This is a genomic window from Vibrio sp. 2134-1 (assembly GCF_033339495.1).
In genome coordinates this window covers 1-662 of sequence record NZ_JAWOUS010000502.1, presented here as the reverse complement: position 1 = coordinate 662, position 662 = coordinate 1, and the positions used below count along the sequence as shown (strand labels likewise).

The 662-nt window shown below is 42.9% G+C and carries 2 protein-coding genes; both read right to left on the bottom strand.

From position 1 onward, the window contains the following. On the bottom strand, window positions 1-205 hold a 205-nt coding region (locus tag R7R78_RS26890; RefSeq protein WP_225474706.1), incomplete at its 3' end, for a type II toxin-antitoxin system RelE/ParE family toxin. Then, entirely contained in the window at window positions 198-440 is a 243-nt protein-coding gene (locus R7R78_RS26885; RefSeq protein ID WP_012615282.1) for a type II toxin-antitoxin system ParD family antitoxin, read from the bottom strand. The genes R7R78_RS26885 and R7R78_RS26890, both read right to left, overlap by 8 nt. Window positions 441-662 lie beyond the last annotated feature (222 nt).

Here is a 662-nt window from a genome sequence, read left to right as displayed (position 1 = left end):
TGGCGTGTTTCTGATGATCATGACGACGTACGCCAGAACGAAGTTCGGAACAATCTCGACCAATGAATGGTGCCTCTGACAGAGTTTGTAAACATTGTTCCATTTCATCGGTGTAGTTGTCGGCTTGCTCTGCGCCAAAATTTAAAAAGGTATATTCGTAGATATCCCCAAAATCGTCTGCTGCTTTTTGGGAAAGTTTATACATGCAGCTTGGCCTTTCTTCTTGCTGCCACTTCTTTTAATGACAAGGAACACTCTCCGCTCGCCTCACCCTCATCGAGCGCTTTTCGCAGTAAGTCTTGTTGATTCTCTTGTTGTTCGAGTAGTCGCAATGCACTTCTCATCACTTCACTTGTTGAGCCATAACGACCTGTTGCGATCATTCTTTCGATAAAACAATCAAGAGATTCTCCGATTGTGACGCTTGTTGTTCTAGCCATAAAATCACCATGTGTTAATTATTAACACACCTAGTATACCTCTTCATTTTCTCTTTTTCGCTAATTGCTTATCACACCATGCCATGAGCTGTTCGGCTTTCAATGTTATTACCCCCAGAGCCAACATACCCAAGATGTAACTCCACCCCAAAGCATTCCCCCAACCCGGTATGTTGTCACTCACCACAATGAAAACAGCGCAAAATGATAATGCTGTAAAAA